Annotated in this window: 26 protein-coding genes and 4 tRNA genes; 19 read left to right on the forward strand and 11 right to left on the reverse strand. The window is 49.0% G+C overall.

What is annotated here, in order from left to right; genetic code table 11:
• The first annotated feature begins 89 nt into the window (after positions 1-89).
• Genes dapC through XMD579_RS11480 form a run of 9 tightly spaced genes read left to right on the forward strand, consistent with a single transcriptional unit; the run spans position 90 to position 6,558 of the window.
• Positions 90-1,289, forward strand: a complete 1,200-nt coding sequence (gene dapC / locus XMD579_RS00345; protein WP_173480662.1) for a succinyldiaminopimelate transaminase — start codon at positions 90-92, stop codon at positions 1,287-1,289.
• An 8-nt stretch (positions 1,290-1,297) separates the two neighbouring features.
• Positions 1,298-1,639 (forward strand): arsenate reductase, encoded by a 342-nt coding sequence (locus XMD579_RS00350; protein ID WP_217364058.1) that lies wholly within the window; start codon positions 1,298-1,300, stop codon positions 1,637-1,639.
• A gap of 15 nt (positions 1,640-1,654) precedes the next feature.
• Positions 1,655-2,686 (forward strand): 2,3,4,5-tetrahydropyridine-2,6-dicarboxylate N-succinyltransferase, encoded by a 1,032-nt coding sequence (dapD, locus tag XMD579_RS00355; RefSeq protein WP_173480660.1) that lies wholly within the window; start codon positions 1,655-1,657, stop codon positions 2,684-2,686.
• A gap of 26 nt (positions 2,687-2,712) precedes the next feature.
• Complete coding sequence (dapE, locus tag XMD579_RS00360) at positions 2,713-3,855, forward strand: succinyl-diaminopimelate desuccinylase (RefSeq protein ID WP_173505623.1); 1,143 nt, start codon at positions 2,713-2,715, stop codon at positions 3,853-3,855.
• 1 nt (position 3,856) lies between these two features.
• A complete protein-coding gene (locus XMD579_RS00365; RefSeq protein WP_173505624.1) occupies positions 3,857-4,666 on the forward strand; it encodes a putative RNA methyltransferase in 810 nt (269 codons plus the stop codon).
• 39 nt (positions 4,667-4,705) lie between these two features.
• The gene (locus XMD579_RS00370) at positions 4,706-5,089 is read left to right on the forward strand and encodes a hypothetical protein (protein WP_173505625.1); all 384 of its coding nucleotides are present in this window, start codon (positions 4,706-4,708) and stop codon (positions 5,087-5,089) included.
• The gene (locus XMD579_RS00375) at positions 5,074-6,057 is read left to right on the forward strand and encodes a zinc transporter ZntB (RefSeq protein ID WP_173484572.1); all 984 of its coding nucleotides are present in this window, start codon (positions 5,074-5,076) and stop codon (positions 6,055-6,057) included. Before XMD579_RS00370 ends, XMD579_RS00375 begins: the two co-directional genes overlap by 16 nt.
• Positions 6,057-6,239 (forward strand): hypothetical protein, encoded by a 183-nt coding sequence (locus XMD579_RS11475; RefSeq protein ID WP_371815161.1) that lies wholly within the window; start codon positions 6,057-6,059, stop codon positions 6,237-6,239. Before XMD579_RS00375 ends, XMD579_RS11475 begins: the two co-directional genes overlap by 1 nt.
• Positions 6,240-6,288: 49 nt before the next feature.
• A complete protein-coding gene (locus XMD579_RS11480; protein WP_371815173.1) occupies positions 6,289-6,558 on the forward strand; it encodes a GreA/GreB family elongation factor in 270 nt (89 codons plus the stop codon).
• Between the two features lie 7 nt (positions 6,559-6,565).
• On the opposite strand, the gene XMD579_RS00385 is transcribed toward XMD579_RS11480, so the two are convergent.
• The 4 genes from XMD579_RS00385 to XMD579_RS00400 all read right to left on the reverse strand — a co-directional run bounded on the left by XMD579_RS00385 (position 6,566) and on the right by XMD579_RS00400 (position 6,945).
• Positions 6,566-6,641 (reverse strand) — tRNA-Lys (locus XMD579_RS00385).
• Between the two features lie 28 nt (positions 6,642-6,669).
• Positions 6,670-6,745, reverse strand: a tRNA-Lys gene (locus tag XMD579_RS00390).
• Positions 6,746-6,761: 16 nt separating this feature from the next.
• Positions 6,762-6,837 (reverse strand) — tRNA-Asn (locus tag XMD579_RS00395).
• A gap of 20 nt (positions 6,838-6,857) precedes the next feature.
• Positions 6,858-6,945: transfer RNA gene (locus tag XMD579_RS00400), tRNA-Ser, on the reverse strand.
• A 250-nt stretch (positions 6,946-7,195) separates the two neighbouring features.
• Here XMD579_RS00400 and XMD579_RS00405 point away from each other — a divergent pair.
• Positions 7,196-7,966, forward strand: a complete 771-nt coding sequence (locus tag XMD579_RS00405; protein ID WP_173483541.1) for a class II aldolase/adducin family protein — start codon at positions 7,196-7,198, stop codon at positions 7,964-7,966.
• A 17-nt stretch (positions 7,967-7,983) separates the two neighbouring features.
• Positions 7,984-9,159 (forward strand): mandelate racemase/muconate lactonizing enzyme family protein, encoded by a 1,176-nt coding sequence (locus XMD579_RS00410; protein ID WP_173484574.1) that lies wholly within the window; start codon positions 7,984-7,986, stop codon positions 9,157-9,159.
• Between the two features lie 12 nt (positions 9,160-9,171).
• Here XMD579_RS00410 and XMD579_RS00415 read toward each other — a convergent pair whose 3' ends face one another.
• Both XMD579_RS00415 and XMD579_RS00420 read right to left on the reverse strand, forming a co-directional pair.
• Complete coding sequence (locus XMD579_RS00415) at positions 9,172-10,035, reverse strand: amidohydrolase (protein ID WP_173484575.1); 864 nt, start codon at positions 10,033-10,035, stop codon at positions 9,172-9,174.
• Positions 10,035-10,757: an SDR family NAD(P)-dependent oxidoreductase gene (locus tag XMD579_RS00420; RefSeq protein WP_173505626.1), complete on the reverse strand. Its 723-nt coding sequence runs from the start codon at positions 10,755-10,757 to the stop codon at positions 10,035-10,037. The genes XMD579_RS00415 and XMD579_RS00420 overlap by 1 nt, the downstream gene beginning before the upstream one ends.
• Positions 10,758-10,900: 143 nt before the next feature.
• Here XMD579_RS00420 and XMD579_RS00425 point away from each other — a divergent pair, with 143 nt between their 5' ends.
• Genes XMD579_RS00425 through XMD579_RS00435 form a run of 3 tightly spaced genes read left to right on the forward strand, consistent with a single transcriptional unit; the run spans position 10,901 to position 14,215 of the window.
• On the forward strand, positions 10,901-12,346 hold the full coding sequence (locus tag XMD579_RS00425; RefSeq protein WP_173505627.1) for a DUF1800 family protein: 1,446 nt from the start codon (positions 10,901-10,903) through the stop codon (positions 12,344-12,346).
• A 1-nt stretch (position 12,347) separates the two neighbouring features.
• The gene (locus tag XMD579_RS00430; RefSeq protein WP_173495056.1) at positions 12,348-13,472 is read left to right on the forward strand and encodes a DUF1501 domain-containing protein; all 1,125 of its coding nucleotides are present in this window, start codon (positions 12,348-12,350) and stop codon (positions 13,470-13,472) included.
• Entirely contained in the window at positions 13,469-14,215 is a 747-nt protein-coding gene (locus XMD579_RS00435; RefSeq protein WP_173495055.1) for a hypothetical protein, read from the forward strand. Before XMD579_RS00430 ends, XMD579_RS00435 begins: the two co-directional genes overlap by 4 nt.
• 52 nt (positions 14,216-14,267) lie before the next feature.
• Here XMD579_RS00435 and XMD579_RS00440 read toward each other — a convergent pair whose 3' ends face one another.
• Positions 14,268-15,002 (reverse strand): glutathione peroxidase, encoded by a 735-nt coding sequence (locus tag XMD579_RS00440; protein ID WP_173495054.1) that lies wholly within the window; start codon positions 15,000-15,002, stop codon positions 14,268-14,270.
• Between the two features lie 182 nt (positions 15,003-15,184).
• Between XMD579_RS00440 and XMD579_RS00445 the strand changes: the two genes are divergently transcribed.
• The 3 genes from XMD579_RS00445 to XMD579_RS00455 are packed head-to-tail and all read left to right on the forward strand — an operon-like array spanning position 15,185 to position 17,896.
• Positions 15,185-16,537, forward strand: coding sequence for a DEAD/DEAH box helicase (locus tag XMD579_RS00445; protein WP_371731499.1), 1,353 nt, complete (start codon positions 15,185-15,187; stop codon positions 16,535-16,537).
• Complete coding sequence (locus tag XMD579_RS00450) at positions 16,537-17,325, forward strand: class III extradiol ring-cleavage dioxygenase (protein ID WP_173483585.1); 789 nt, start codon at positions 16,537-16,539, stop codon at positions 17,323-17,325. The genes XMD579_RS00445 and XMD579_RS00450 overlap by 1 nt, the downstream gene beginning before the upstream one ends.
• Positions 17,315-17,896 (forward strand): hypothetical protein, encoded by a 582-nt coding sequence (locus XMD579_RS00455; RefSeq protein ID WP_173483586.1) that lies wholly within the window; start codon positions 17,315-17,317, stop codon positions 17,894-17,896. Before XMD579_RS00450 ends, XMD579_RS00455 begins: the two co-directional genes overlap by 11 nt.
• A 13-nt stretch (positions 17,897-17,909) precedes the next feature.
• Here the strand turns inward: XMD579_RS00455 and XMD579_RS00460 are convergent, their stop codons facing one another.
• From XMD579_RS00460 to hemA, 4 genes are read right to left on the reverse strand one after another with little or no spacing between them, the layout of a single operon-like run.
• Positions 17,910-18,653, reverse strand: coding sequence for a molybdopterin-synthase adenylyltransferase MoeB (locus XMD579_RS00460; RefSeq protein ID WP_173505628.1), 744 nt, complete (start codon positions 18,651-18,653; stop codon positions 17,910-17,912).
• Complete coding sequence (gene prmC / locus XMD579_RS00465; protein WP_173505629.1) at positions 18,653-19,477, reverse strand: peptide chain release factor N(5)-glutamine methyltransferase; 825 nt, start codon at positions 19,475-19,477, stop codon at positions 18,653-18,655. Before prmC ends, XMD579_RS00460 begins: the two co-directional genes overlap by 1 nt.
• 3 nt (positions 19,478-19,480) lie before the next feature.
• Positions 19,481-20,566 carry a peptide chain release factor 1 gene (prfA, locus tag XMD579_RS00470; RefSeq protein ID WP_173480645.1) on the reverse strand — a complete coding sequence of 362 codons (1,086 nt, stop codon included), beginning with the start codon at positions 20,564-20,566 and terminating at the stop codon, positions 19,481-19,483.
• 15 nt (positions 20,567-20,581) lie between these two features.
• Complete coding sequence (hemA, locus tag XMD579_RS00475; protein WP_173480644.1) at positions 20,582-21,847, reverse strand: glutamyl-tRNA reductase; 1,266 nt, start codon at positions 21,845-21,847, stop codon at positions 20,582-20,584.
• Positions 21,848-22,011: 164 nt separating this feature from the next.
• Here hemA and XMD579_RS00480 point away from each other — a divergent pair, with 164 nt between their 5' ends.
• Positions 22,012-23,721, forward strand: a complete 1,710-nt coding sequence (locus XMD579_RS00480; RefSeq protein ID WP_173505630.1) for a tetratricopeptide repeat protein — start codon at positions 22,012-22,014, stop codon at positions 23,719-23,721.
• Positions 23,703-24,275, forward strand: coding sequence for a lipoprotein insertase outer membrane protein LolB (gene lolB, locus XMD579_RS00485; protein ID WP_173505631.1), 573 nt, complete (start codon positions 23,703-23,705; stop codon positions 24,273-24,275). The genes XMD579_RS00480 and lolB overlap by 19 nt, the downstream gene beginning before the upstream one ends.
• Positions 24,276-24,357 lie beyond the last annotated feature (82 nt).

The following is a 24,357-nucleotide window of genomic DNA, read 5'->3' on the forward strand; positions in this document are numbered from 1 at the left end:
GGCGATCCATTTATTGGATCGCCGCCTTACGTTATACTGTCGCACCCATTTTTAATGACTAGAGCGCTTGGTCGCTTGAGACACTGTTTATGAATCGAGATCTTTCGTTACTACAGCCTTATCCTTTTGAAAAACTGGCAAAGCTATTGGGCGGTCTAAGACCACCTCAAGAGATGGAGCACATCTCATTGGGCATCGGTGAACCGAAACACCCTGCCCCTGAGTGTGTGACTAAGGTGTTAAACGAAACCGTCGATCTTGTTGCAAACTACCCAACGACCAAAGGCAGTGCCGAGCTTCGCGATACGATTGCCGCTTGGGCCACACGACGCTTCAAACTTAAAAGCGATAGCCTGACCGGAGAGCAGAACGTGCTACCGGTAATGGGTACTCGTGAAGCGATCTTTGCTTTCACTCAGTGTGCAGTCGATCGTAAACCAGGGGCTTTGGTACTATCACCCGATCCCTTCTACCAGATCTACGAAGGTGCGGCTTACCTAGCGGGAGCAGAGCCTTACTTCTTACCCACTCTGGCTGAGAATGGGTTTATTCCTGATTACGACTCGATCACTGATGATATTTGGGAACGTTGTGAGCTGCTTTTTATCTGCTCACCCAACAACCCAAGCGGCTCAGTACACTCAGCAGAGACCATCAAAAAGCTGATTGCACTAGCGGATAAATTCAACTTTATCCTAGCCTCTGATGAGTGCTATTCAGAGATCTATTTTGACGAAGCGAACCCACCCGTAGGTCTTTTAGAGGTCTGTGCGCAACTTGGCCGTCACGATTATAAAAATTGTGTCGTGTTCCATAGTCTCTCAAAACGCTCCAACCTGCCTGGACTTCGCTCAGGTTTTATCGCCGGTGATGCCGCTCTAATCAAGCCGTTCCTGTTGTTCCGCACCTACCATGGATGTGCGATGCCACTTCAGGTTCAGAAAGGCTCCATTGCCGCTTGGAATGATGAGACTCACGTCCAAGATAACCGTGAACAGTACCGTCAGAAATTTGCAGCTGTTCTTGAGATTCTTGAACCGGTTATGGATGTCAAAATGCCAGATGCTAGCTTCTACCTTTGGGCGAAGACACCGATCGATGACGACGCTTTTACCGCAGGACTGTTTGAACAACAAAACCTAACAGTACTACCCGGTCGTTACCTCTCGCGTGAGACAGATGCAGGACTCTACCCTGGCGCCGGATATGTACGAATGGCACTGGTAGCAACGGTTGAAGAGTGTGTCGAAGCCGCTTGGCGAATTCGCCGTTACATCGAGTCACTGTAAGGATGGCTATGAACCTTTACGGCATTTCAAACTGCGACACGGTTAAAAAAGCGCGAAAGTGGCTCACTGAGCAGGGTATGGAGTTTACCTTCATCGACTTTAAAAAGAGCCCACCCACAGTTGAACAGATTAAGCAGTGGGTTGACGCGGCCGGTATTGAGGTTGTCCTAAACAAACGCGGTACAACCTGGCGCAAGTTGGACGATGCCACAAAAGCGATTACAGATGAGTCTGTATTGATCAATTTGATGAGCGAACAGCCCAGCATGATCAAACGCCCAATTTTTGAATTCAATGGTCAGATTGAGGTCGGTTTTACCCCTGATACTCAATCGGCATTAACGATTTAACACGAGGATATAGAGATGACTAATTTTGCATTTGGCCTAGGTGTAGGTACTAAATCAGCGGCTGGCGACTTGCTAGAGGTCTACTACAACCAACCACTGCTTAATGCAGACTCAGCACTGGTTAATGCTGCAGGTAAAGCCGTGGGTTACACCGGTGGCAACGCTGCGATCGAGGTAGATGCCGCTCAGCTAAAAGCTCTAGAGGCTGCATTTTTGAGCGTTGGCGCTGAAGATCAAGCCGAGATTGTCGAGGTTCTTGAAGGAACCGCACAGCCCGTCATCTTGACGATCCTTGAATCTGACGATGCACCAACGACCACGGCTGAAGTCTACCTTAAGCTGTCATTGATCTCGCACCGTCTCGTTAAGCCTCACGGCCAGAACCTAACCGGTATCTTTGGTCTGCTACCGAACATCGCCTGGACGAACGAAGGTCCAATCGCGGTCGATGAGCTCTCTAAGCGCCAGCTAGCCGCTCGTGCACAGGGTCGCATGCTTCACGTTCACTCAGTCGACAAGTTCCCACAGATGGCGAACTACGTTGTGCCAACGGGTGTTCGTATCGGTGCCGCATCTCGAATCCGCCTAGGTGCTCACGTAGGTGAAGGCACCACTGTTATGCACGAAGGCTTCATCAACTTCAACGCAGGCACTATGGGTGTCAGCATGGTTGAAGGTCGTATCTCTGCCGGCGTCGTCGTAGGAAACGGCTCAGACCTAGGCGGTGGTTGTTCGACTATGGGCACTCTCTCTGGCGGCAACAATGTCATCATCTCTGTTGGTGAGAACGCACTGCTAGGTGCCAATGCAGGTCTAGGCATTCCACTAGGGGATCGCTGCACACTGGAAGCGGGCCTCTATGTAACAGGCGGCTCGAAAGTGACCATTCTTGATGACCAAAACAACGAAGTAACCACGGTTAAAGCGTCTGAACTGGCTGGCAAGTCGGATCTACTGTTCCGTCGTAACTCACAAAACGGCCGTATCGAAGTTAAAACAAACAAGTCAGCAATTGAGTTGAATGAAGAGCTACACGCTCACAACTAATCCTGAAAGACAAAGGTAGATAGAAGATGACTCAGCGCTCCGCCACTCTCGAACTTGCTTGCGATCTAATCAGCCGCCCTTCTGTTACCCCAGAGGACGCAGGTTGCCAAGCAATGATGTGTGAGCGCCTTGAAGCGCTGGGCTTCACTATCGATCATATGCCGTTTGAAGAGGTGACCAACTTCTGGGCACGTCGAAACCAAGAGGGTCCTGTACTCTGTTTCGCAGGACACACTGATGTTGTGCCAACCGGCCCTATTGAGCGCTGGAAAACTCCACCCTTTGAACCGACCATCATTGATGGTCAGCTGCACGGGCGCGGCGCGGCTGATATGAAAGGCAGTATCGCTGCCTTTATGACGGCACTGGATCGATTCGTTGCTAAACATCCGGATCATAAAGGCTCTATCGCTCTTCTGATCACCAGTGATGAAGAGGGTCCCTACGTCAATGGCACAACGCGAGTCATTGATACCTTGGAAGCTCGCAACGAGAAGATCACCTGGGCAATTGTGGGCGAGCCATCGAGCACAACCTTGGTTGGCGATGTCATCAAGAACGGTCGTCGCGGATCGCTTGGCGCCACCCTGAAAGTGAAAGGGGTTCAAGGCCATGTCGCCTACCCTCATCTGGTGCGCAACCCCATTCACGAATTCGCGCCAGCATTAGCCGAACTGTCACAAACTGAGTGGGATCAGGGCAACGACTTCTTCCCACCCACCAGTTTTCAAGTCTCTAATATCAACGCAGGCACCGGTGCGACCAACGTTGTACCTGGCGAAGTCGAAGTGAAGTTTAATTTTCGTTTCTCAACCGAGGTGACTGACACTGAACTGCGAACGCGTGTTGAATCGATTCTAGAGAAGCACAATGTTCAGTATGAGATTGAGTGGAACCTATCGGGTCAGCCTTTCCTAACGGCAGCCGGTGATCTAGTCGATGCGGCTCGTGATGCCATTCGATCGGTCACAGGCCGAGAGACCGAACTGTCAACAAGCGGTGGTACATCAGACGGTCGCTTTATCGCTCCGACAGGTGCACAGGTGGTTGAGCTAGGTCCTGTTAATGCCACCATTCATAAGATTGATGAAAACGTTTCTGTCGCCGATCTAGACACCCTCTCCGAGATTTATGAACAGGTCATGATCAACCTGTTGACTGACGCCTAACATGGAGCTGATCTGCCCTGTCTGTCAGGAGCGACTATCACTCAACGAGCAAAAGAAAACGCTCCGATGTGATAACAATCACAGCTTTGATCGAGCCAAACAAGGCTACTGGAACCTGCTTTTAGTGCAAAACAAACGCAGTAAGGATCCTGGTGACAACCCCGAGATGATTGCTGCGCGAAGTGACTTCTTGAATGCCGGCTATTACGCCCCAGTCTCAGACACTTTGAACGAACTAGCTCGGCAATATACTGACACCCACCCAAGCGTTATCGATTTAGGCTGCGGCGAAGGCTACTACACCCTCGCACTGCAAAACACCTTAGATCAGGCCGAGATTCTAGGCTTAGATATTTCCAAACACGCCATCAAAGCGGCCTGCAAACGCTCGAAGTCAATCACCTGGGTGGTTGGATCATCAGCTAACATCCCAACAGAGAATCACAGCTTAGATCTCGCTGTCATCGTATTCAGCCGCATACTCGGCGAGCCTATCGCAAACGCCCTGAAAGAAGATGGACACTTAATCATTGCCTATCCAGGCGAGCGCCACCTCTACTCACTGCGCGAAGCGATCTACGATGAGGTGCGAGAAACCGACTCTTCACCCGAAAGCGCTTTAGGTACACAGTTCGAACGCATTGATGAGCGACGTGTTCATTTTGAGATTGAACTCACCTCACGCGACGCACTGCATAACCTATTTATGATGACCCCCCACGGCCAACGCGCAGCAAAACAGCTGGCTGATTATCAACAATTCACGACCGAAGTGGATATTCATCTCGCAGTTTTCAAGAAAAGCGCCTAAATTACCCCTATACCCTGTCATTCGCGTTAAGGAACAGTGATGAGCGAGCAACGCCACCCCGACATCGAGGTCTACGTCAAAGAGCGCACAGCCCAACAGATCCTAGAGTGGGTCCAAACACTCGGCCCCCTGACAACCGATAAGAGCACTAAAGAGTCGATAAAATCTACGCTCTTCATCGGCGATGTAGAAATCCCGGTCTTGATTCAACAGCGTGTGATCGGCAAAGCGTGGAGCTCTGTTTGGTTTGATAGCAGCGAGACACCCTGGGCAACCGATCTCGAATGTGCGCATCAAATCGCGAAAGAGATGGAGACTCAAACTCGCTGTATCGCCTCCGGCTGGCAAGAGGGAGATGAGCCCGATGAGTGGTATAAAGTCCACCAGGGGGTCGAGGAGAAAATTGTATGGAATACGAACTAAAACAGCCTGCACTACTCCACGCTCTTTTGCTAGATGGTCAGGGCGGTGCTATTGCACTGAATTCTGAACAGATCTCTCAGCGGAGTGAGCTTGACGGTGAAGTTTGGATACATTTGGACTACACCGAAAAAGAGAGCCACACCTGGCTAGAGGAGCACTCAGGTCTATCGCAATCAGCGATCGATACCCTTCTAGCTGATAAGGTTCGTCCAAGAACAACCAGACTCGATGATGAACTGCTCATCGCATTGCGAGGGGTCAACTTAAACGTCAATTCTGACCCTGAAGACATGGTCTCTATACGCCTTCTTCTTAAACAGAATTGTCTCATCACGACACGCAAGCGTCGCCTACAATCTGTGACACAACTGGTTGAACAGCTCCAACAGGGCAAAGGTCCACACACCCTCTCGGATCTGATCACAGAGTTGGCAGACGGCCTGACAGAACGTATTGGTCGTTTAGTAGAAGAGTTAGATGTGCGGCTTGAGTCCCTTGAAGAGCAACTGGAGCAACAGGGCTCAAAGAGCCTGCGTGAACCGCTAGCCGAGATGCGTACGACTAACGCTCGACTCAAACGTTATTTAGGCCCACAAAAAGAGGCTCTGACACAATTGATAGCCTCTAAGAGCACTCTTCTCAATGACGATCATCGCGCCTCGCTGTTTGAGACGAATGACCACCTCACTCGTCATATAGAAGATCTAGACATGTTGCGAGAACGCGCAGGTGCGGCACAAGATAGCATCATGGCCCAGCTGTCAGAGCAACTGAATGAGCGTCTATACCTTCTCGCCATCATCTCCGGACTCTTTCTACCCTTAGGATTTTTAACCGGTCTACTCGGAGTAAATCTTGGTGGTATACCCGGTGCTGACAACAGTTCAGCGTTTTTCATTTTCCTAGCGGCTCTATCGGGTACGACCGGCTTACTGGTCTACCTACTTAAGCGCAAAGGCTGGCTCTAGTGGGCCGTTGGCGACCCCCTGCAGAGAAGAGCTCCCCCTACATTACCAAAGAGGGGTATGAGCGCTTGAATGCAGAGCTTAAACATCTTTGGAAGGTCCGACGTCCTGAGGTCACACAAGCCCTCAAAGAGGCTGCTGCAGAGGGCGATCTGCTCAGAGAATGCCGAGTACATCTATCGTAAAAAAGAGCTCAGAGAGATCGATAGGCGCGTTCGATACCTCGCTAAACGTATGGATCACTTTAAAGTGGTCGAGCATCTACCAGAGCAACGCGATACCGTCTTCTTTGGTGCCTGGGTGACCCTAGTTGATGAAGAGGATAACGAGATTGAGTACCGAATTGTCGGAGCCGATGAGATCAACCCTAAACTAGGTTACATCAGCGTTGACGCCCCACTGTCGAAAAAACTGCTAAAGCGTCAACTGGGCGAAGAGATAGAACACAATACACCAGACGGAAGAACACTCTGGTATGAGATATTGGCGATACGATATGAGTAGCAAGAAATGGTGGGTCGTATAGGATTCGAACCTATGACCAATTGATTAAAAGTCAACTGCTCTACCAACTGAGCTAACGACCCTGAACAGGTAATGTGAGATTTGTGAGAATGGTGGGTCGTATAGGATTCGAACCTATGACCAATTGATTAAAAGTCAACTGCTCTACCAACTGAGCTAACGACCCACTTCAAATCTCGGTTTGGCTCCTCGAGCTGGACTCGAACCAGCGACCAATAGATTAACAGTCTACTGCTCTACCAACTGAGCTATCGAGGAATAAACCTTGGACATCCTAATGGCGGAGGGACAGGGATTCGAACCCTGGGAGCCTCTCGACTCGTCGGTTTTCAAGACCGGTGCTTTCGACCACTCAGCCATCCCTCCGTTAGGATGGGCGCAGATGTTACCGTCCTCAGTTTTTCTGTCAACCATTAGCCACAAAAAATTCACAAAAAAGTGAAAAAAAGTTCTTTTTTGATCACCCAATGATCAGTTTGTTCAAGGATTGATCAGACAAGCGACATAAATCGGAAATCTTCCAACAAACGCCTTAGCGAATTGTGATGAATGTCAGTACTTGCAGCGACCGCCCTGTGATAGGATTCGACTAACAATTTCTACATTGAGTAACGCTATGTACAACATTCCTAAGGTCAATCTTCGGGGCAAAGTATCTGATATCGAGTGGCAAACACGCATCGATTTAGCTGCAGCCTACCGACTGGTCGTACTGCATGGTTGGGATGATCTTATCTATACCCACATCTCGGCACGTATCCCCGGTACCGAAGAGCTACTGATCAACCCGTTCGGCCTACGATTCGATGAGGTAACCGCTTCCAATCTGGTCAAGATCGACATTGATGGCAATAAAATCGATCCGGACTTTCCGTATGACATTAACCCTGCGGGTTTTACCATTCACAGCGCGGTGCACCTCGCACGCCACGAAGACCAGTGCGCATTTCACCTGCATCACCCTGATCTGATTGCGGTTGCGACTCGCAAAGAGGGACTACTGCCATTAAGTCAGTACTCAGCCTTTGCATTAGCCAGCATTGCCTACCACGAGTACGAAGGTCTGGCGGTAAACCCAGAAGAGATCAAGCGTCTTCAGGATGATCTTGGCACTGCCAACTTCTTCATGTTGAGAAATCATGGTGCGCTGACCATGGGCAAAACCATTGGCGACGCTTTCATGCACATGTACGACCTGATTATGGCCTGTGAAGTGCAGGTCAAAATGCAGCATAACGCGACTGATATTGTTCCTGTTCCACAAAGTGTGATTGATGGCATCAAAGCCCAGGCCAATGTCGTACACACCGGAACAACGGGTGGCCAAAAAGCTTGGCCAGCGATGCTACGAAAAGTTAAACAAGCTTACCCAGAATTTGATCAATAATTATTAGAGTTTAAGCAATGAAAATCACCGAAGTAGAGATTTTTGATATCCACTGTCCAGAGCGTCCACCCTGGAACCCTGTCTTTGTCCGCATTCATACCGATGAAGGCATTCACGGCCTCGGTGAAGCGGGCCTCGCCTACGACTGGGGACACAGTGCAGCGGCCGCAATGATTAAAGAGATCGCCGAAGCGGTGCTGATCGGCTTTGATCCGTTTAAGACAGAGCTTTTATGGTCACGCATGCTACGCGAGAGCTTCTGGGGACTTGGTGGAGGCCCTGTTCTATATTCGGCGATGAGTGCCATCGACACAGCACTGTGGGATATCAAAGGTAAAGCACTCGGACTCCCTGTCTACCAACTGTTAGGTGGCAAGACCAATGACAACCTGCGCACCTATGCCAGCCAACTGCAGTTCGACTGGGATAAAGATTGCACCAAGATGCTAACGCCTGCTGATTACGCCCGTGCAGCCTCAAAGGCGATGGCAGAAGGCTACGATGCCGTTAAAGTCGATCCGATCGTCTACGATGCTAACGGTGATTCAAGCTTTGACCGCACCAAGCTCTTTACACCTGCGCAGATGAAGCTGTTTGGAGATCGCCTGCGTGCCATTCGTAACGAAGTCGGTGACGAAGTCGACATTATCTTCGAATCACACTCTTTAATGGGTGCCGCATCGGCCATCCAGATGGGTAAAGTGATCGAAGAGGTGGGCTGCATGATGTACGAAGAGCCTGTGAACTACCTCAACTCTAAAGTGCACAAAAAAGTATCCGACGGTGTTAACGTGCCCATCGCAGGGGGTGAGCGCCTATATCACCGCTGGGATGTTCGTCAGTACTTTGAAGATCAATCGATCGATGTACTACAACCCGACGTCGGCCTTTGTGGCGGCTTCACTGAAGCTAAGAAGGTGTGTGACTACGCCGATGTCTACGACATTCGCATTCAAGCCCACGTGTGTGGCGGACCCGTAGCAACCGCCGCGTCACTGCAACTGGAAGCAGCGATACCTAACTTCCTAATACATGAGCACCATACCTATGCCATCAAGTCTTGGAACCGCGAACTCTGTATTCAGGATTATCAGCCAGTGAACGGCAAGTTCAGCGTACCGGATCTTCCAGGCATCGGTATTGAGCTAAATGATGAGATTGTCTACCGCTCACCCAACGTGAAGGTTAAATAATCCCGGAAGAAGCTAGAAACGGTAGATCTCACGCGCGTTGAGATCTACCAACCGCTCTAAATCCAATCCCGATTTACGCACAGATTCAACAACCAACAACCAATAGGCCTCATAGCTCATAGAGAGGGTTATCAGCGGGAAATTAGACGCCACCATCACCCTACTCTGACCAAAAAGAGTCACAAGCTGCTCAAGCGTCTGTTGAAGTGTCTGTGCAGTAAATGCTCTATCCAACATCTCGAACCCTGAACACTTAACGTACAGGTTTGGCAGCTCAGCAAGCTTCGTTAAACCGGTTAGCCAATGGTGCTTTTGCTCGCTAGAGAACGCGGCTGAACCAAAGCCTTGGTGATTCAAAACCACCGTCAGATTAGGTAGCTGTTTGAAAAGCACTACGACCTTATCGACAGCCACTTCATCCGTAGCATCAAATTGCAGCTCAAAGAGCAGTCCGGCCGACTCTAGGATTTTAAGATTAGACAGGGTGTTAGGGTGGCTAATGATCAAATCTAACTGATCATCAAAGATATGACGCACCCCCACCATGGATGAGCGCTCGGTTAGCTCTGAAATAGCGTTTCTGAACTCAGACTGTGAACGACAAAGATCTACACAGCCTATCGTTCGAACAGGGAGGCTGGCCTGTGATTCAATCCAATCGATCTCAAGCCAGGATTGATCATTACTAAAACCCGCTTCAATGTGTGTATAACCCGCCAAGCGCATTGGTTCAGATAGACGTATATCTGACTCAGTAAAATTACGAAGCAAGGCTGATTTATCAGGCCAATTAGGCCCTTGATTAGGCTGAAGCCAACCATACTCACCCTGTGAAAGATTAAACAGATGCAGGTGCGGATCAGTAATATTGATCATTAGCGTGCAGTGTATCCACCATCAATCGGCAGCATGGCACCGGTGACAAAACCCGCCTCATCACTGGCCAAGTAAGCCACCATCGCGGCCACCTCATTAGGTTGTCCAATGCGCCCGATAGGCTGCTCATTGGCCTCTGCCTGATGCACCTCATTGAGATCTGAACCTGAGCGAGCACAATAGACCTCAACCGCTTTGGTGTAGAGCGGCGTCTCTATTGTACCTGGGCAGACAATATTGGAGCGGATATTAAACTGGGCGTAATCGATTGCAGTGGTTTTGGCGAGTGAAGCCAGAGCGTGCTTAGTCATGTTGTAAGCACAAGAGTTCGACTTAGCCACTGACGATTGATCTGAACCGATAAAAATGATCGAACCGCCCTGCTCCTTCATGTGCGGAACAGAAGCCTGCACCAGGGAGAAGGCGCCCTTCACGTTCAGATCAAACATCGCAACGAAATCCGCTTCGCTCGTCTGTTCAATATTAGCTGATAGATGACGCCCCGCATTGGATACGACCACATCGATGCCGTATTGATCGGCAATCTGATCAACCGCGTTTGTTACCGCTTGATGATCCGTCACATCACAGATCAACGTCTCGCCAACGGAGCCTTCACTGATGTCGAGGTTAAAGACCCTATCGCCCAGCTCAGCAAAGCGCTCAGCAATCGCCAAACCTATCCCCGAAGCACCACCTGTAATCACAACTGTTCGCTGCATAACCCACCTATCTAGACTGAACAAGCATTGTAACCATCAGTCGTCTGACCCGTCTATTAGGCTAGAGTGAGTAATAGTTTTTTTCGACTTTTATTTCTCAGAAAATGTACTAATCTAAAGTTTCATTAAAAGAGCGATCGACTATGTCTGCCAAGTCACCAGAACTAAACTACACAATGCGGGTCGGGCTTATCCCTCGCCTCGGCAACTCAATTCCCAACGACCCCGTTAATTGGGCAATTGATCAACTGAGTTATAACAAACCACTTAAATCGCCGGCTGCTAATCGGAGTACAGATCCAGTCTATGAAGAGTGGCCTGCTCATTTAGATCCAGGATTAAAAGAGCGCTTAATCAATGTATGGCGTTGGGACGAAGCAAGGGAGTCACTTCGAAAACAGCATGCAAATGAGGAGCGACTTTTAAGGCAAAAGTTGGATGAGGCTCAATTCAAGTATGACCTAAGGTGGTTTGATGCAGCTAAATTTAACCACTATGGAGCATACGGTGAAGACCCCGTTAGACAGCGTCTTGGGCACTTCTGGTTCAACCATTTCACCATTGGCTCGTACGACTCTTTTTACACAGCCGGTGATTTTTACGAGCATCGTATTCTAAAAAATTTGAACGGTAGCTTTGCTGATCTACTCTACGAAGCAACCACGCACTACTCGATGCTACGCTATCTCGACAATGTCGATAACGTTTCACCCAATTCTGAGCAGGGACGTCATCGAAGGCAGAAGGGCAAACAGGTCGGACTCAATGACAATTTAGCTCGTGAGATCATGGAGCTTCATAGCTGCTCTCCTGCTCAGGGTTACACCGAAGAGGACATTCACAACGCAGCAAGAATACTGGCCGGATGGGGAGACTATGCTTTTAATCCACGCTGGGCCTATCAAGATTGGAAAAGTGCAGATTACCCGTACATTCGAAAGCGTGCCGATACCGGTACCAAAGTGGTAATGGGTAAAAAATATGGTCGTGGCAGCTCTGCACTTAAAGAGTTTACCAATGACCTTGCCGCACTGGATAAAACGCGAGAATACATATGCCACAAACTTGCACTGCACTTCATCAGTGACAATCCCAGTAAAAAGGTCACACAAGCCCTAGAAAGTAGCTGGAAAAACTCCAATGGCAACTTACTCGCAGTTCATACAACACTTTTAGAGCTCGCCTGGAGTGAGGGAGAAAACAAAGTCCTGTGGCCAAGCCATTGGCTATTCAACATAGTAAGAGCCGCTGATGCACACTATTTTGATAGTCACCAAGACATTACCTCTTGGCAGATGGGGCGTGAGGTGGTTAAGCCGATGCGGGAGCTCGGCAACAGTTTTTGGGAAGAGCGTCAGCCCAATGGCTTCCCTCTCAAATCTAGAGAGTGGATAAGCCTAGAGCACCTTGATAGGCGTGTGCGATTTGCTCAATCCGTCTGGAACAGAGCTTTTGTTACCGCCAAACCTGAAGAGATTATGGATCACCTACAGGTTCCTCTGAGCTACCAATCAAAGGTGATGGAATTTGGTCAGGGGCATGAGCAATTCATTGCATTAACTGTGAACCGCTGGATGATGGAGGTGTAATTTGAAACGTAGAGACTTTTTGAAATTATCAGGCGGTTCATTAGCACTTGCGTCTGTTCCAACCTGGGCACGCTCCAACAACCCAAATCGACGCTTAGTTGTCTTCTTCTTAGAGGGTGGTCTAGATGGCCTAAGTGCATTGATACCCAAAGCGGAAGGTGCACTGGAGAGCCACAGGGAATCGTTGTTACCTACCTCACTTCTAGATCTCAATAGTCACTGGGCATTGGACCCATCGCTTCGAAACACGCACAAACTGATGCTGAGTCAGGACATACTTGGAGTCCATGCAACCAATTTCCCTTACACCAAACGTTCCCATTTTGAGGGACAAAACTTCATACAGGGCGCTGGCAAAGCTCCTTTTACAGAGAGTACTGGCTGGATAGGTCGAGGCTTAGATTTAGTCAACTACGGTGGACGGGCGATGAGCTTGGACACCCCTCTTCTACTCAGAGGAACGACTAGCATCGACAACTACTATCCGGCTCATGTAAAGGGTGCCTACAACCCCTCTTCCGATCTCTTAAAAAGAATTCACTCAGGTCTATCAGAGCAGTGGCAAACCACCAATGAAAAACTGATTGCTAGGGTGACTAAAAACACTTACCAATCCAATGATCGAAGTCCGAATGCATTAGCGCGAGAAGCCGGCAAAGCACTATCACAAAAGGATGGCCCCATCGCCGCAATGATTCGACTAGGGGGGTATGACACTCATGCAGGACAAGGATCTCGTTTAGGATCTAAGCTAACTGAGCTAGATCTATGCATCAGTTCATTAAAAGATTCACTCGGTGAGGCTTGGGATAACACGACATTTATTACTCTCACCGAGTTTGGCCGAACCGTCAAAGTGAATGGCAGCAGCGGCTCTGACCATGGCTACGGCACCTGTATGTTTATTGGGGGTGGCGCTGTTAATGGTGGTGCGGTATTGGCTGACTGGCCCGGATTGGCAAAGAGTGACCTATTTGAGCGACGCGACCTGATGGCTACTTTGGATTCACGAAGTCTGTGTGCAGCTGCACTAGAGCACACACTTGGCCTTGAGCACGACGAAATCGCGGAACGCGTATTTTTTGAGCCAAACCTAAAACGAGTTACTGACAGGATATATCTATGAAGCTAGCTTATCTGGCGGTCGTTACCGCTATGCTGGCAGGGTGTCAGTCAGCACCACAAAAACCCAATGGAACCGGTTCTGTTGAACGAATTAACATTGAGTCACAAACCTATCAAGAGGGAATGCACCGATACCCAGTCGATGCCGAGTTTTTAAAACCTAAGCTGAGCATTGCACAACAGCAGTTAGCGAAACGAGAGGCTGAAAAAGAGCGAAATCGCAAACGCAATTTAGAAATGGCCGAGGATGTTCAACTAGCCTCTAAATTTTATGCCGAGAAAGATGGCTGGTTCACATGGGTTACAGATCAAAAGCAATTCATAGCTGCTCCCAATCTAAAATCCAAACCGATGCGACTTTTGATGGCGGATGGCAGAGAACAGATCGTTAAAGGACAACTCGGCAACAGACAAATCGAAGCCCGCGCAAAGGTGATTCATTTTGGGGTATTAACAGACCGAAGCGTCATGTTGATTATTGCCCCGATTAATAGCACTCCGGGCTCTGAAACCAGCATATCTATATTCAATGATGCAGTTGCAGCCTGTGGAACCGCACTGCCTTACGCCTTTGGAGATATTCACTTTATCTCCAAAACCACAAACCCTGCTGTAGCTGCTAAACAGGCATGCATCGTAGAAAAAACGCAGCATGATCGATTCTTAAGAGTTTTCTACAACAACGCACTCTCTATCGAGCAACAGGTTGAAGGGGCTGAGTTGGAGTTGGGACTCTCCTCATAAAAAACAGCCACTCAGCTCTGATGAGCTGAGTGGCTAGCAAAGAGTAAGACAGTTAACGATTAGCCAACCAAGCCTCTAGATCGTCAGCTCCACCGACTCGCTGACCATCAATGAATACCTGCGGTGTTGTTCCCTGACCAGTTACAGCGGCTAGTGTCGAGTAACTTAGTCCTTTCGCACCTAGGTTGATCTCTTCGTAGCTGAAACCAGCCTCACTCAATGCTTTCTTAGCACGCGTACAGTGCGGGCATCCTGGTTTGGTAAACACAGTGACGCGTTTAGGCTGCTCCGCATTGGCGTTGATGTAGTTCAACATTGTGTCGGCATCGGACACTTGGAATGGGTCACCTGGCACATCCGGTTCGATGAACATCTTCTCAATGACGCCATCTTTAACCAGCATCGAGTAGCGCCAGCTGCGCTTACCAAAGCCAAGATCCGCTTTATCAACCAACATACCCATGCCGTCGGTAAACTCGCCATTACCATCAGGAAGCATGTAGATATTCTCTGCACCCTGATCACCAGCCCAGGCATCCATCACAAATGGATCATTCACTGATAGGCAGATGATGCTATCCACACCCTCTTTGGCGAAGACAGGAGCCAATTCGTTATAGCGAGGCAAATGGGTGCTTGAACAGGTCGGTGTAAATGCTCCGGGTAATGCAAACACAATGACCGTTTTACCCTTGAAAAGATCATCTGTAGTGACTTTAGCCCACTCGTTACTTTCACGAATTGGAAATGTAACCTGTGGGACTGTTTGTCCTTCTCGATTCATCATGGCTTGACTCCTTTTATGTAAAGCTCGTTCGTTTCGATAGATTTAGAATATGAGAAATAGATATTTTAATAAAATTAATTAAAACTAATCACTTCATATTTAAAACCTATAGCAACAATAAATAGAGAGCCCTGTTGCCTAATCTGATAGAATCGCGCCATTCATTTATGTAGGAACTTTGCGTGTTTAGCGAACTCGATATCAGTGATCGTATCTTAAAAGCGATCGACCAAATGGGCATTACTCAACCCACCCCAGTGCAACAGGAGAGCATCCCTGTCGCGTTAGAAGGTAAAGACCTTCTGGTTGGTGCAGAAACAGGCAGCGGTAAAACACTCGCTTTTGTTGTGCCACTGCTACAAAAGCTGCTCGACACGCCTAAACCTCGCTCGGGCACACGCGGACTGATTCTGACCCCTACACGAGAGCTGGCTGAACAGGTCGAAAACATGTGTGCAGAGCTAGCGGCATTTACACAAATTCAGGTTCAGAGCGTGTGTGGCGGTGAAAACTGGTCAAACCAGGTCGCTCGTCTACGTAAAAACCCAGAAATTTTAGTAGGCACACCAGGTCGTTTGAAAGAGCACCTTGAGCGCAACACCCTCGATTTTGATGATCTTGAGTACCTTGTTCTTGATGAAGCCGATCGCATGCTCGACATGGGCTTTAAAGATGAGATGAGCTTTATTATTGATGCCTGCCCTGCACAGCGTCAGACGCTTCTGCTCTCTGCAACGCTCAACCACAGCAAACTGCAAAGCCTCATCAATGTTGGTCTTAAAGAGCCAGTTCGATTGCAGCTTGCGACTGCACAAGATGCTGTTGAGACGATCACACAGCAGATGATCCTAGCTGATCACCCTGGTCACAAAGAGAAGATACTACTTTGGCTGCTAGATAACGAAGAGCATGAGAAAGGGATTATCTTCTGTAATACCCGTGCCTTTGCAGAGCAGCTTGGTACTAAATTACAACGTGAAGGTCGTCGCATTGGCATTCTTCATGGCGAGATGGAGCAGCCCGAGCGTAAGCGTATTCTGCAGCTATTCAGAGATGGCCGCATCAACCACCTAATCGCAACCGATGTTGCAGCACGTGGATTGGACATTGAAGGTGTCGACCTCGTCATCAACTTTGATATGGCGCGTAAGGGTGATGAGTACGTTCACCGTATCGGCCGCAGTGGTCGACAGGGTCGCAAAGGCTTGGCTATCAACCTGATCATGTCGAACGAGTGGAACCTATCCGCGACCATCCAGCGCTACCTTAAAGTGACGTTTGAGATGCGATCCATTGCGGGACTGAAAGGTCACTACAAGGGGCCTGAAAAAGTTCGTAAGAACGGCCGCGCAGCGGGTACTAAAAAGCGCAAAGAGTCTGATAAACGTAAGAGCAGCGATAAGCCTAAGGTTAAACAGCGCGCTCGCGATAAGAAGGATATCGGCAAGCGTCGTCAACCAGCAGCTGCTGCATTAGGCGATGGCAATGCACCAATGATGCGCCGTAAGACAACGGGACTGGATCCAAACGACTGATGAAACAAGCACTACCCTCTTTCTATTTGAGCCACGGCTCACCGCTTGATGCATTAGTGTTCGGGGAATCTGAACAACAGCGCCTTGATGAGCTAGCAAAATACCCGCAACCCAAAGCGATACTCATCATGTCGCCACACTGGTTTACTGGCGGGATTAAACTGACCTCATCACTCCAGCCTGAAACCATTCATGACTTTTACGGTTTCCCTGATGAGCTGTTTGCCATTCAATACCCTGCCAAAGGGGATTTAGAGTTGGCGATTTATGCCCAGTCACTACTCACCTTTGCCGGTTATGAAGTGGAGTTGGATGCACAACGCGGCTTAGATCACGGAGTCTGGGCCCCGCTTAGACATCTCTATCCAGACGCAGATGTTCCGGTTGTAGCACTCTCGATGCCAAGAACGAGCACGCCTGAATCACTCTACAAGATGGGGTATGCACTGCGTTCCTTAAGACAAGAGGGAGTGCTCGTCATTGGATCCGGCAGCACAACCCACAATCTAAGAGATGTTCGCCAACCTGGGCAGCCTGAGTACGTAAGCATGTTTACCGACTGGCTAAAAACTCGACTGGAAAAACGTGAACTGGCCACTCTACTGAACTACCGTTCAGTGGCCCCTTATGCACAAGCCGCCCACCCCACTGATGAACACCTTATCCCGCTCTACTTTGCACTGGGTGCGGCCGGTGATGAGTGGGTCAATCTGAAACATATGAACGACGAAGTCCGACACAGCGCTATCGCCATGGACTCTTGGATGTTTGGCATCAATGCTGAGTAAGTTGTTTAAATCAAACATCGATAAACTCAAAAAGGCTCTTCTCAAAGAGGATCTCAAAGGCTTTAGGGAGATCCTAAACAGAGTCGACCCTGCTGATCTATCAGCTGCATCCACACAGCTCATTGAAGCGGCGATTCACGAGTCCGCACCTGACTATCTAGAGTCACTTCTGCAGAAGCTGCAGATCTCTGATACTGAAAAATTGCTCAATTACGGGCTATTAGCCTGCACCACTGAACAGCCGATCAAGACCCTAAGAGTGTTACTAAGAGAGGGGTTAAATCGCATCTCCAACCAGCAAATCAATCAGCTGAGTAGGTTTATTGTAAACAATAGGGAGAGTGATCGAATGGCCCTGCTCAGCCTAGTGTCACAACATGGCTGTGACCTCAACGGTGCGACTGAAGCGATTGTGTTCGCAATTAAAAATGAAGATAGAGAGCTGATGAAGTTTTTGATTGAGTCCGGTGTCAGACTGAACGAGCAACAGTTAACAGAAGCCTCTGAAACCTTTCAAAGCTACGCCAGCCGCATTGTAGCTGACAAAACATTGAGAGACAGTTGGCTTTAAATCCCACTAAGATTTAACCACAGACCTCACAAGTTGCTCGCTTAGATAACTTCAACGTTTGAAATTGCATCGTCTTGGCATCAATAAGCAGCAACCGCCCTTCTAAAACCTCGCCGATATTAGCCAACACCTTAAGTGCTTCCGCTGCTTGAATCGTACCGACCATACCAACAAGAGGCGCAAACACGCCAGAGGTTGAACAGTTTTGATCAACATTGGCATCCGCAGGATAGAGGCACTGATAGCAAGGGGTTTCAGGGTGGCGGGGATCATAAACACTGACCTGCCCTTCAAAACGAATCGCTGCACCTGAGACCAGCGGCTTACTAGCCTCAAAACAGACTCGATTTAGGGCATGGCGGGTTTGGAAGTTATCGGTACAATCAACGACCAGATCCACACTGCTGACGGTGCGTTGCAACAACTCACCGTCTAATCGCTCTGTAATAACGCTGACCTGGGTATTGGGATTGATAGCGGCTATCTGAGCTTGAGCCGACTCCACTTTAAACTCACCCAATCGTTGATGCGTATGGATCACCTGACGTTGAAGATTACTTAGCTCGACACGATCATCATCCGCCAGTACCAAATCACCCACACCTGCCGAAGCTAAATAGAGCGCAACTGGGCTGCCTAATCCACCCAAGCCAACAATCAACACTTTGGCGTTTAACCAAGCCTCTTGACCGGCCGCATCGACTTCCGGCAACAAAAGGTGTCGGCTGTATTGCAATAACTGTTCATCATTTAACATCAGACTCTCCAACAACCACCGGTAATTCTGGGATTACCCCCATAATCTTGCCGCGTTTCAACCTCTTCAAACCCAACCTGTTTAAGTTTATTAACCACCTGCCCCGCTTGATCATAGCCATGCTCTAATAGCAGCCAACCATCACCCTTCAAATAGGCTGGAGCTGTCTCAATAATATAGAAGAGATCGGCAAGCCCTTCATCCTCGGCAGTCAGTGCCGTTAGGGGCTCAAAGCGGACATCACCCTCCTCTAAATGAGTATCTTTAGGATCAATATAGGGTGGATTTGAAACGATTAAATCGTATTGACCGGCCAAAGGTTCAAACCAAGAACCGGATACTACTGTTAAATTAGAGGCTCCTAAACGAACTGAGTTTCGTCTTGCCAACTCAGCGGCCTCTTCAACGAACTCCACAGCACTCACTTGCCATGCAGGGTTTTCCATCGCCAACGCGATGGCGATAGCACCTGTTCCTGTTCCTAAGTCGACTACCGATGCTTTCGAATTGAGAGGCAACTCAAGTGCCCACTCAACCAAAGTTTCGGTATCAGGACGAGGGATTAACGTGTGTTGATTGACTTCTAGATCAAAAGACCAAAAACCACGTCGCCCCGTTAAGTGAGCGACGGGAACGCCCTGTGATCGTTCGACTAAGAGTGAATCAAACTGACTAAGCTGATCGACTGTCAGCTCTTTTTCCGGCCAAGTTCTAAGATAACTGGGCTCTTTTTGAAGGACAAAGCAGAGAAGATGCTCGACATCGACGCGGGCAGAGTCTGATTTCAGCTCTGCCGATTTCGCTAAGGCCTCGTCGATGCGCATCGATTAATCGTCAGACAGTGCCGTTAGCTGCTCTGCCTGATACTCCTGCATTAGCGTATTGAGAACCTCATCCATATCACCCTGCATCACCTCATTTAGCTTGTAGAGGGTCAGGTTGATACGGTGATCGGTTAGACGACCCTGAGGGTAGTTGTAGGTACGAATACGTTCTGAACGATCGCCCGATCCAACCAAGCTTTTACGGGCACTGGCCTGTTCCGCTTGCACCTTATCGATCTCTGCCTGCTGCAGACGTGAGGCGAGCAGTGCCATCGCTTTAGCACGGTTTTTGTGCTGCGAACGCTCCTCCTGACACTCAACCACTACACCTGTTGGGATGTGCGTAATACGGATTGCGGAATCTGTTTTGTTGACGTGCTGACCACCGGCACCGGACGCACGGAAGGTATCAACACGCAGGTCCGCTTTGTTGATATCGATCTCTGCCGACTCATCCATCTCAGGCATAACGGCAACGGTACAGGCCGACGTGTGGATGCGTCCTTGGGATTCGGTTTCAGGTACACGTTGTACACGGTGCGCACCCGATTCGAACTTCAGTCGAGAGTAAACGGCATCGCCGATAACACGAGTGATGATCTCTTTGTAACCGCCGTGCTCACCTTCATTCGCACTGATGACCTCTACCCGCCAACCGATCTTCTCGGCATAGCGTGAGTACATTCGGAACAGATCACCGGCAAAAATAGCCGCCTCATCACCACCGGTTCCCGCTCGAATTTCAAGAAAGACGTTACGACCATCATTAGGGTCTTTTGGCAGCATCAAAATTTGCAGATCGGCATCAAGCTGCTCTTCTAAGGCTTTCGCCTCTTTAAACTCCTCTTGCGCCATCTCTTTTAGATCAGCGTCGTCCTCTTCCATCATCAGAAGCGCGGTCTCTTGATCCTCTTTTGCCTGATTCCACTGATTAAACGTGGCGACGATGGGCTCTAAATCGGAATATTCACGTGAGTAATCACGGAACTGATCTTGATTGCTAATAACACTCGGATCGCTCAGCAGAGCAGACAGCTCTTCAAAACGATCAACCAACGACTCCAGTCGCTGACGTATGGATTCTTTCATCTTAAATTTCCGGCGCTAATCTTTCGATTGCGGATTGAGTTGAAACAGCTCTTGAACCGATCGCTGCAGATCGTCACGACCCTCGGCAGACGCTTTGCGCAACTGCACACTTGGCTCGTGTAAAAACTTGTTGGTTAAACCATTCGCTAGACGCTTGAGCACCTCTTCAGGCGACTTTCCATTTTGCAGTTGCGACAGTGCTTTCTCTAGCTCTTCATCGGCTATGCTCATCTGCTGTTGTCGAAGAGCAGTCAATGTATCGACGGCATCTAGCTCACGCAATTGACGCATGAAAAGTTCAGCACCTTGTTCAATGATCGCCTCGGCCTCTTGTGCGGCCTCCTGACGTGAGCGCTGATTCTCTTCGATAACCTCCGTCAGATCATCGACGGTGTAAAGATACACATCTTCAAGATCGCCCACCTCGGCTTCGATGTCACGAGGAACGGCAATATCCACCATAAACATAGGGCGGTGACGACGAACCTTGAGCGCGCGCTCAACACTGCCTTTACCCAAAATAGGCAACTGCGATGCCGTAGAGGTAATCACGATATCCGCGTTAGGAAGCTCATCAGGGATAGAGGCAAACTCAACCGCTTTACCATCTACCTCATCAGCCAATGCCAGAGCACGTGATAGCGTTCGGTTCGCGATGGTAATCGATTTGATTCCAGCATTTTTCAGGTGTCGAGCCACCAGCTCGATGGTTTCACCGGCACCAATCAGTAGCGCTCGGCTATCCGCCAAATCGGCAAAAATGTGCTGCGCCAAGCTGACCGACGCATAGGCAACAGAGACTGGGTTCTGTCCAATACTGGTCTCGGTTCGAACCTGTTTGGCCACAGAAAAAGTCTGTCTAAAGAGTCGACCTAACTCTGCATGCGCTCGTCCCGCCTCTTGCGAAACAGAGTATGAGTCTTTCAACTGCCCAAGGATTTGAGGTTCGCCCAACACTAAGGAGTCCAAACCCGATGCGACACGCATCATGTGACGTGCAGCACCTAAATCCCAGTGCTCATAGATACAGTTGGCGAGTTGTGACTTATCGACCTGGTGATAGCTAGCCAACCAGTTGAGCAACTGATCTGATCCATCACCCTCTAAACGGCAGTACAACTCAGTACGGTTACAGGTAGAGAGTATAGCCACCTCTTCAAGTGCGGCCTCTTCACAGGCTTGCTTTACAGCGTCAACCAAAGACTCGGGCGCAAAGGAGACACGCTCCCTGATCTCAACCGGAGCGGTTTTATGGTTAATCCCTAAAGCGAGTAAAGACATGAATCCCTTTTGTACCTAAATATTACAGGTCGCTAATAATACACGGTAAAGACTAGTCTAATAAGACCTAGACCACTGTTTTTGTTCTGTTTTGCAGCTTATACACATGACAACACCCGATCGGTTTTCTATAGTGATGAGATTGGTAACCTAGGAGTTGAGATTTGAGATCGACATTATTCAGTGCATTGGCCCTTTCGGCTCTTCTAGCGGGTTGTACTCCTACAAAACCAAACAGCCCTTCAGAGCAGGCAGAACTTAAAAGCGCCGACTCGACTACCATCTATACACCGGGCGAACTTAACCAAGAGTCTTTGCTAGATTTGATCAGCGCTGAGCTCTATGGTCAGAATCGGGACTTTGCTCAATCCCAAGCACTTTTTTACAAGCAAGCACAACTCTCGCAAAGCCCTGAACTGGCTGAACGCGCTACTCGCATTTCACAATTCATGCGTGATGCAGAGCTTGTCGAGCAGTCGGCAACACTATGGCAAACGCTCGATCCAAACAAAGCCTTACCCTTTCAAATTTTGCTTAACCTCTACTTTCAAGAGGGCAAAATCGATCAAGCGTTGGAGCTCCTAGCAAGCCGTTCCGAATTTAGTGCTGAGACTTATGGCCTGATCGAAAGCCACCGTGCAACCTTACAACCCACGGAACTCAATGCACTGTTCGATCTCCTTCAGCATCTAGGGCCAGAGCAACAACAAAAGCTATCCAATATTCTGCTTCAAGCGCGCATCCAACGCTCACTTCAGCAACCCAACAAGGCCATTGATCTACTTGATCAGGGGCTGGCCATTGATCCTAATAATGCCGATCTAACTTTGGATAAGGCACGCATCATTGGCATCGACCTTGAAGAGATCCCACGCGCACTGGATCTCATGCAGCCTGCACTAATAGAGCATACAGACCACAGAGAGCTTCAGGCTTTCCAAATTCGACTGCTTCTAATAGAGAGCCCAGATCAAGTCCCTAACCTAGTTGAGTCGGCCATCAACGAGAGTAATGAAGATCCACAACTGATCTACTACTACGCACTGCTACTGCTGGAAAACGAATTGCTCGACCCGGCTGAGCGTTGGATAGACCGCCTGATTGCCATGGATCCAGAGAACAGCGATATCTACCTCTACAAAGGAGCCATCGAGCAACAGCGTGGCAACACCGAAGCGGCTCTGAACGCTTACGGCAAGGTTAAATCAGGTGACAATCTACTAAACGCTTTTGCAAGAACCTTAGAGCTCATTGATCCAGCAACATCTAGCAGTGAGTTAGAGGTGCGCCTAGCGACGCTCATCAAACAAGATCCAGAACGTATAGAGCCTTTGACCCGCATCGCCGCCGAATGGTTACTCGATCAACAACGCAACCAAGAGGCGATCGATCTGATCGACGAACAGCTAAAAATTGTTCCACAAGCCAACTCGCTCATTTATGCGAAAGCGATCGCTTTTGAACCGATCGATCCTGAGCAGATGCTGATCAACCTTGAACTAGCACTCTCATTGGATGAAGAGAACCCAAGCCTTAAGAATGCTCTAGGCTACTCAATGCTGCTCTATTCAGACGATTTTGAGAGGGCATTTAACCTGATTAAAGAGGCTTACCAGTCAACCCCGGACGATCCAGCAGTCATCGACTCTATGGGGTGGGCGTTTTATCTATCAAATAACTATCAAGAAGCTCTGATCTACATCGAACAAGCCTTTAAGGCCTTTCCCGACCCAGAGGTCGCTAAACACTACATTCAGGTGCTGGCCAAATTGGAACGGATTGACGAAGCCAAGACATTACTGGACACTCTGCTTCAAGATCACCCTGAAAACCGTCATACCCTTGAGGCCGAGCAGTGGCTAAACAGCTTGTAAAACTTTTTATACTGATCAGCTCAATCGCGTATCTAAGCGGGTGCATAACAAAACCTAAACCTATTCCTGTGCAACCGCTGACTGAACCCGTTCACCTCTCCTTTAGTGTGAGCGGAAAACTCGGTGTACGCGGAGATCAGATCAGCGAAAGCGCCCGCTTTAACTGGACCCAAAACCAACAGACGTTTGACCTAGCGCTGATCGACCCCTTTGGCCGCCAGGTCATGAGACTGACCGGCAATGATCGTTTTGCAAAGCTCGAAACGGACGATCAACAGAGCTACGTAGCAGATTCAGCCGAAGCCTTGATGCAGGAGTTATTGGGCTGGCAACTTCCAGTAAATCATGCCCTCTACTGGATTCAAGGCAGACCCGATCCAAGACAACCCTTCGTTGCAAAAGAGCCTGGGCAATTTCTGCAAAACGACTGGCAGATCAGTACGCTCGCACAAACGACACTCAGTAGTGGCAAGACAGCACCGCGCAAGCTCAAAATGAGTCACACTCAACTGGATGTCACGTTAATCATCTCCAACTGGCAATTCCCACACTGATTCTGTGTAAAAAACAGTCAACAGGGGTTGATTTATAGCGCCTCTAATTTAAAATATGCGCCTCTTAAATTTAGTGGGAAAC

Source organism: Marinobacterium sp. xm-d-579 (assembly GCF_013282935.1).
Classification (GTDB): domain Bacteria; phylum Pseudomonadota; class Gammaproteobacteria; order Pseudomonadales; family Balneatricaceae; genus Marinobacterium_E.